Origin of the sequence: Burkholderia sp., from assembly GCF_018375725.1 — a bacterium.
In the GTDB taxonomy this organism is placed as follows: Bacteria; Pseudomonadota; Gammaproteobacteria; order Burkholderiales; family Burkholderiaceae; genus Burkholderia.
Genome location: NZ_JAHACR010000250.1, coordinates 1 through 6,455, shown reverse-complemented (window position 1 = coordinate 6,455; position 6,455 = coordinate 1). Strand labels below are relative to the sequence as shown.

The 6,455-nt window shown below is 67.3% G+C and carries 5 protein-coding genes; 3 read left to right on the top strand and 2 right to left on the bottom strand.

Going from position 1 to position 6,455, the window contains the following annotated elements; translation table 11 throughout:
• From potA to KH616_RS19825, 3 genes are all read left to right on the top strand, one after another.
• On the top strand, nt 1-970 hold a 970-nt coding region (gene potA, locus KH616_RS19835), incomplete at its 5' end, for a polyamine ABC transporter ATP-binding protein (RefSeq protein WP_292249840.1).
• The gene (locus KH616_RS19830) at nt 967-1,896 is read left to right on the top strand and encodes an ABC transporter permease subunit (RefSeq protein ID WP_292249839.1); all 930 of its coding nucleotides are present in this window, start codon (nt 967-969) and stop codon (nt 1,894-1,896) included. The genes potA and KH616_RS19830, both read left to right, overlap by 4 nt.
• Nucleotides 1,893-2,711 (top strand): ABC transporter permease subunit, encoded by an 819-nt coding sequence (locus KH616_RS19825; RefSeq protein WP_292249838.1) that lies wholly within the window; start codon nt 1,893-1,895, stop codon nt 2,709-2,711. The genes KH616_RS19830 and KH616_RS19825 overlap by 4 nt, the downstream gene beginning before the upstream one ends.
• 118 nt (nt 2,712-2,829) lie before the next feature.
• Here KH616_RS19825 and KH616_RS19820 read toward each other — a convergent pair whose 3' ends face one another.
• Entirely contained in the window at nt 2,830-4,338 is a 1,509-nt protein-coding gene (locus KH616_RS19820; RefSeq protein WP_292249837.1) for an efflux transporter outer membrane subunit, read from the bottom strand.
• 2 nt (nt 4,339-4,340) lie between these two features.
• On the bottom strand, nt 4,341-6,455 hold a 2,115-nt coding region (locus KH616_RS19815), incomplete at its 5' end, for an efflux RND transporter permease subunit (protein ID WP_292249836.1).

Here is a 6,455-nt window from a genome sequence, read left to right as displayed (position 1 = left end):
CTGCGGCAAGTCCACGCTGCTGCGGATGCTCGCCGGCCTCGAGACGGTGACGTCGGGCAGGATCCTGATCGACGGCGAGGACCTCGCGCAGATGCCGCCGTACAAGCGGCCCGTGAACATGATGTTCCAGTCGTATGCGCTGTTCCCGCACATGAGCGTCGAGGCGAACGTCGCGTTCGGCCTCAAGCAGGAAGGCGTGCCGAAGGCGGAGCTGCAGGAGCGCGTGCATGCCGCGCTGGCGCTCGTGCAGATGGGCAAGTTCGCGAAGCGCAAGCCGCACCAGCTGTCGGGCGGGCAGCAGCAGCGCGTCGCGCTCGCTCGCTCGCTCGTCAAGCGCCCGAAACTGCTGCTGCTCGACGAGCCGATGTCGGCGCTCGACAAGCAGATCCGCCAGCGCACGCAGATCGAGCTCGTCAACATTCTGAACCAGGTGGGCGTGACCTGCATCATGGTCACGCACGACCAGGAAGAGGCGATGACGATGGCGAACCGGCTCGCGGTGATGAGCGAAGGCCAGATCGTCCAGACCGGCACGCCGATCGAGGTCTACGAGTATCCGAACTCGCGGTTCTCGGCCGAGTTCATCGGCTCGACAAACCTGTTCGACGGCACGACCGTCGAGGACGAGCCGGACCACGTCTTCATCGAGTCGCCGGATCTGCCGTGCAGTCTGTACGTGAACCACGGCATCACCGGCCCGCTCGGCATGCCGGTCACCGTGTCGGTGCGCCCCGAGCGTATCGCGCTGACCCGCAAGCCGCCCGAAGGCGCGTACAACTGGGCGCACGGCACGATCACGAACGTCGCGTACATGGGCGGCTACTCGCTGTATCACGTGAAGCTCGATTCGGGCAAGACGGTGATGGCGAACGTGTCGAGCCTCGCGATCAGCGAACTGGAGACGCCGGCGCTCGGCGACGAGATCTACGTGCGCTGGAGCGCATCGGCGGGCGTGGTGCTGACCTCATGAACGCGCTCATGTCCCTGTTCACCTGGCCGGTCAGGCGCTTCGGGATGACCGGACGCACCGCGGTGGTCGCCGGGCCGTTCACCTGGCTCGTGCTGTTCTTCCTCGTGCCGTTCGTGCTGGTCGTCAAGATCAGCTTCGCCGAGCTGCAGCTCGGCATCCCGCCGTATTCCGAGCTGGCGTCGTACGCGGACGGCGCGGTGCACGTGACGCTGAACCTCGCGCATTACGCGTTCCTGTTCACCGACAGCCTGTATTTCGCGACCTACGTGAATTCGGTGCTCGTCGCGGCGGTCACGACGCTGCTGTGCCTGCTGATCGGCTATCCGATGGCGTACTACATCGCGCGCACCAGCCCGGCGACCCGCAACATCCTGATGATGGCCGTGATGCTGCCGTTCTGGACGTCGTTCCTGATCCGTGTCTATGCGTGGATCGGCATCCTGAAAAACAACGGGCTGCTGAACAACTTCCTGATGTGGATCGGCCTGATCCACACGCCGATCGAGCTGTACCGCACGAACTACGCGGTCTATATCGGCATGGTGTATTCGTACCTGCCGTTTCTCGTGATGCCGCTGTACGCGCACCTCGTGAAGATGGACCTGCGCCTGCTCGAAGCGGCGTACGACCTCGGCGCGAAGCCGTGGAAGGCGTTCGTGCAGATCACGCTGCCGCTGTCGAAGAACGGCATCGTCGCCGGCTGCCTGCTGGTCTTTATCCCGGCGGTGGGCGAGTACGTGATTCCCGAGCTGCTCGGCGGCGCGGACACGCTGATGATCGGCCGCGTGATGTGGAATGAGTTCTTCAACAACGCCGACTGGCCGATGGCGTCCGCCGTCACCTGCGCGATGGTGCTGCTGCTGCTCGTGCCGATGGCGATGTTCCAGCACTTCCAGGCGAAGGAGCAGGAGGGGCGCCGCAAATGAAGCCGAATCGCTATCTGCAGTTCGCGGCGCTCGCGGCCGGGTTCGCGTTCCTGTACATCCCGATCCTGAGCCTGATCGTCTACTCGTTCAACGAATCGAAGCTGGTCACGGTCTGGTCCGGCTTTTCGCTGCGCTGGTACGCGGCGCTTGCCGGGGACGACGAGCTGCTGACCGCCGCGTGGCTGTCGCTGAAGATCGGCGTGCTGACCGCGTTCGCGTCGGTGATCATCGGTACGTGGGCCGGCTTCGTGCTCGCGCGGATGGGCCGCTTCCGCGGTTTCGCGCTGTTCAGCGGGATGATCAACGCGCCGCTCGTGATTCCCGAAGTGATCCAGGGCATCTCGCTGCTGCTGCTGTTCATCGAGCTCGCCAAATGGATCGGCTGGCCGGCCGAACGCGGCATCTTCACGATCTGGCTCGGCCACGTGATGCTGTGCATCTCGTATGTCGCGATCATCGTGCAGTCGCGCGTGCGCGAGCTGAATCCGTCGCTCGAGGAAGCGGCGCTCGACCTCGGCGCGACGCCGCTCAAGGTGTTTTTCGCGATCACGCTGCCGTTGATCTCGCAGGCGCTCGTGGCCGGCTGGCTGCTGTCGTTTACGCTGTCGATCGACGATCTGGTGCTGTCGGCGTTCCTGTCCGGTCCCGGCTCGACGACGCTGCCGCTCGTGGTGTTCTCGCGCGTGCGCCTCGGCCTGAATCCGGAGATGAATGCGCTCGCGACGCTGTTCATCGTCGCGGTGACGGCCGGCGTCGTGATCGCGAACTACGTGATGCTGCGGCAAGAGCGGCGCAGGCTGGCGGGCGCGATCTGACGGATATTCCGCGTTCGCCCGGCGCAATGGACAACGCCCGGCTCCGACGATTCGTCGGGCCGGGCGTTTTTGTCTCCACGCGCGATCGGGCGATGCAGCGCTCATCGCCCCCGGAACGTTACTGCCGGGCCTGGACGGCGTCCGCGCCGGCGGCGCGGGGCGATGCGGCCGGCTGAGGCGTACCCATCGCCTGGTACAGCCGAGCGGTATCGGCGAGGCGCGCACCCTTCGCGCGGATCTCGTCGAGCAGCACGTTGCGATATTGCAGCTCGCTCGCCCGCGACGCGGACGGCGGCAGCGCACCCAGTCGCACGCGCGCGGCGGCGTCCTCGAATGCGCCGCGCGACGCGAGCGTGGCGCGGCTCGACGCGTCGAGCGTCTGCGCGTCGTTCTCGAGCGCCGCGAGCGAATCGGCGACATTCTGGAAAGCGGCAAGCACGGTCTGCTTGTACTGATCGACCGCGGCTTCGTAACTGGCTTTCGCCGCGCGACGCTGCGCGAGCAGTGCGCCGCCGTGGAAAATCGGCTGGCTGAGCGAACCGGCGACGCTCCAGATCGCGCCCGCGCCGGACAGCATCGTCGGCCATGCGAAGCCGCCTTTGCCCATCGCCGCGGACAGTGACAATTGCGGGAACATCTGCGCGGTCGCCACGCCGACTTCGGCGGCCGCGGCCTGCAGCGCCGCGCCGGCCGCCCGGATGTCGGGACGGCTTTGCAGCAGATCCGACGGCACGACAACCGGCACCTGCTCCGGCAGATGCAGATCCGCGAGCGGCAGATCGGCGGGCGCCTGGTCGGGCGTGCGGCCAAGCAGTACCGCCAGCGCGTGGCGTGCGCTCTGGTGCTGCTGGCGGAGCGCGGGCAGGCCGGCCGCGAGCGTGTCGGCGCTCTGGCGCGCGTTCAGTGCATCGGCGCGCGACGCCGCGCCCAGCGCATGGCGGCGGTCGGCGTCGTGCGCCTGTGCGTCGGCAAGCGTGACGAGCCGCTCGGTCGTCCCGATCTGCTCGTTCAGCACGGATGCGGTGACCGCCGCGGCGACGAGGTTCGCGGCCAGCGCCCGGCGCGCGGCGTCGAGCTGGAACGCGCTGATATCGACGCGTTTGGCGAGCGCACGGTTCGCGAAGCGCGACGCGCCGAACAGGTCGATCGTGTAATGCGCTTCGAGCTGTCCGACGAAGGTGTCGTACTGCAGCGTCGGCGCGTGGAGCGCCGCAATTGGTACGCCGAGTGCGCGCTGGCGCGCGGCCTGGCCGACCGCGTCGATCGACGGCAGCAGCGAGCTGCCGATCTGCGCGCGCAGCTGCTCGCGCGCGGCAGTCAGACTGTGCTCGGCGGCGGACAGCGTCGGGCTGTTGCGCAGCCCTTCGTCGACGAGTGCATCGAGCGCATCGGAACGGTATTGACGCCACCAGTCCGGCACCGGCTGTGCGCCGACCTCGAAATGTTGCGCGACGCCTTGTGCGGCGACGGTCTGCTCGATTTGCGGCGTGGTGCCGTAATGGGCGGGCGACGGCATCGGGGGCGCGTCGCCGCTCGGCGCGAACCACGCACAGCCGGCCAGCGAGGCGAGGCCGGCCGCCGCGATCGCGCGCGCGGTGTGGGTCTTGAAGTTCATCGACAGTTCCATGATCAGGCTCCCGACGGTGCGGCGCCGCTCGACGCGCCGCCGTCGTGCGGCGCATCGCGCTCACGCTTTCCGACGCGGAACCACGCGGCGTACAGTGCCGGCAGATAGAACAGGGTCAGCACGGTCGCGCTCGATATCCCGCCCATCAGCGCGGTCGCCATCGGGCCGAAGAAGTTCGAGCGCAACAGCGGGATCAGTGCAAGCACGGCGGCGGCGGCCGTGAGCGTGATCGGGCGGAAACGCCGGACGGTCGCGCCGACAATCGCGTCGAAGCGTCCGTGGCCGGCCGCAATGTCCTGCTCGATCTGGTCGACGAGAATCACCGAGTTGCGCATGATGATGCCGAACATCGCGATCACGCCGAGCATCGCGACGAACCCGAATGGCTGGCGGAACAGCAGGAGCGTCGCCACCACGCCGATCAGGCCGAGCGGCGCGGTCATCACGACCATCAGCACGCGCGAGAAGCTCTGCAGCTGGATCATCAGCAGCGTGAACACGGCGATCACCATCAGCGGCATCTGCGCATTGATCGACGCCTGTGCTTTCGCACTTTCCTCGACCGAGCCGCCGATATCGATCCGGTAGCCGACCGGCAGCGACGCGCGCAGCGCATTCAGCTTGCCGTCGATCGCATGCGTGACGTCGATACCTTGCGCACCGGCGCGTACGTCCGACTGCACGGTGATCGTCGGCTGGCGGTCGCGTTCCCAGATCACGCCGTATTCGAGCGTCGGCGTGAAGCGGCCGAGCGAACCGAGCGGCACGGCGCCGTTCGGCGTCGGCATCGCGAGGCCCGCGAGCTTCGCCGGATCGACGCGCTCGGCCTTCGGCGCGCGCAGGTCGACCGCAATCAGCTTGTCGCGATCGCGGTATTGGGTGACGGTCGTGCCCGACAGCGTCATGGCGAGGAAGCTCGACACGTCCTGCGACGTGACGTTCAGGTCGCGCGCTTTCTTCTGGTCGAGCTCGAAGCGCACCGAACGTTCGGCGGGTTCGTCCCAGTCGAACTGGACGTTGGCCGTGCGCGCGTCGGCGCGCACCGTCGCCGCGACTTTCTCGGCAATGCCGCGCACGGTCGCGATGTCGTCGCCGCTGACGCGGAACTGCACCGGATAGCCGACCGGCGGCCCGTTCTCGAGCCGCGACAGCCGGGAGCGGACCGCCGGGAACCGGTCGCGCAGCGCCGTCTCGAGCCAGCTGGCGAGCTTTTCGCGATCCTCGACCGATTTCGCGGTGATCAAGAACTGCGCGAAGTTCGGCAATTGCAGCTGCTGGTCGAGCGGCAGGTAGAAGCGCGGCGCACCGCTGCCGACAAAACTGACCGAATGGTCGATCTCGGGCCGCTTGTCGATCGTCTTTTCGAAGCGCTCGGTCTCGTGCAGCGTCGCATCGAAGGACGCGCCTTCGGGCAGCCTCAGGTCGACGAGCAGCTCGGGACGGTCCGAACTCGGGAAGAACTGCTGCGGCACGAGCGAGAAACCCAGCATCGCGACGACGAAGAGCGCCGCCGTGATGGCCAGCACGACGAAGCGCCGTTCGATGCACCACGCGACCCAGCCGCGCAGCCGCGTATAGAACCGCGTGTCGTAGATGTCATGCTCGTGATCGTCCGGCAGGTGCGCGGCCTTCTTTTGCTCCGGCAGCATGTGATAGCCGAGCAGCGGAATCAGCACGACCGCCGCGAACCACGATGCGATGAGGGCGATCGCCGACACCTCGAAGATCGAGCGCGTGTATTCGCCGGTGCTCGACTGCGCGAGCGCGATCGGCAGGAAGCCCGACACCGTGACGAGCGTGCCCGTCAGCATCGGGAAGGCCGTACTGGTGTAGGCGAACGCGGCGGCGCGCGCGCGGCTGTAGCCCTGTTCGAGCTTCACGGCCATCATTTCGACGGCGATGATCGCATCGTCGACGAGCAGGCCGAGGGCGAGCACCAGCGTGCCCAGCGACACCTTGTGCAGGCCGATGCCGAACAGGTACATGCAGAGCGCCGTGACGGCGAGCACGACCGGAATCGCAATCACGACGACCATGCCGGTGCGCAGGCCGAGCGAGACGAGGCTGACGACGAGCGCATGCTCCGGATTGATCTCGAGGATCGGCTGGAACGACGG

What these genes read in the sequence shown, in the direction of transcription:
- KH616_RS19820 (WP_292249837.1), bottom strand. Translation starts at nt 4,338, where the DNA reads ATGGAACTGTCGATGAACTTCAAGACCCACACCGCGCGCGCGATCGCG.
- KH616_RS19825 (WP_292249838.1), top strand. Translation starts at nt 1,893, where the DNA reads ATGAAGCCGAATCGCTATCTGCAGTTCGCGGCGCTCGCGGCCGGGTTC.
- KH616_RS19830 (WP_292249839.1), top strand. Translation starts at nt 967, where the DNA reads ATGAACGCGCTCATGTCCCTGTTCACCTGGCCGGTCAGGCGCTTCGGG.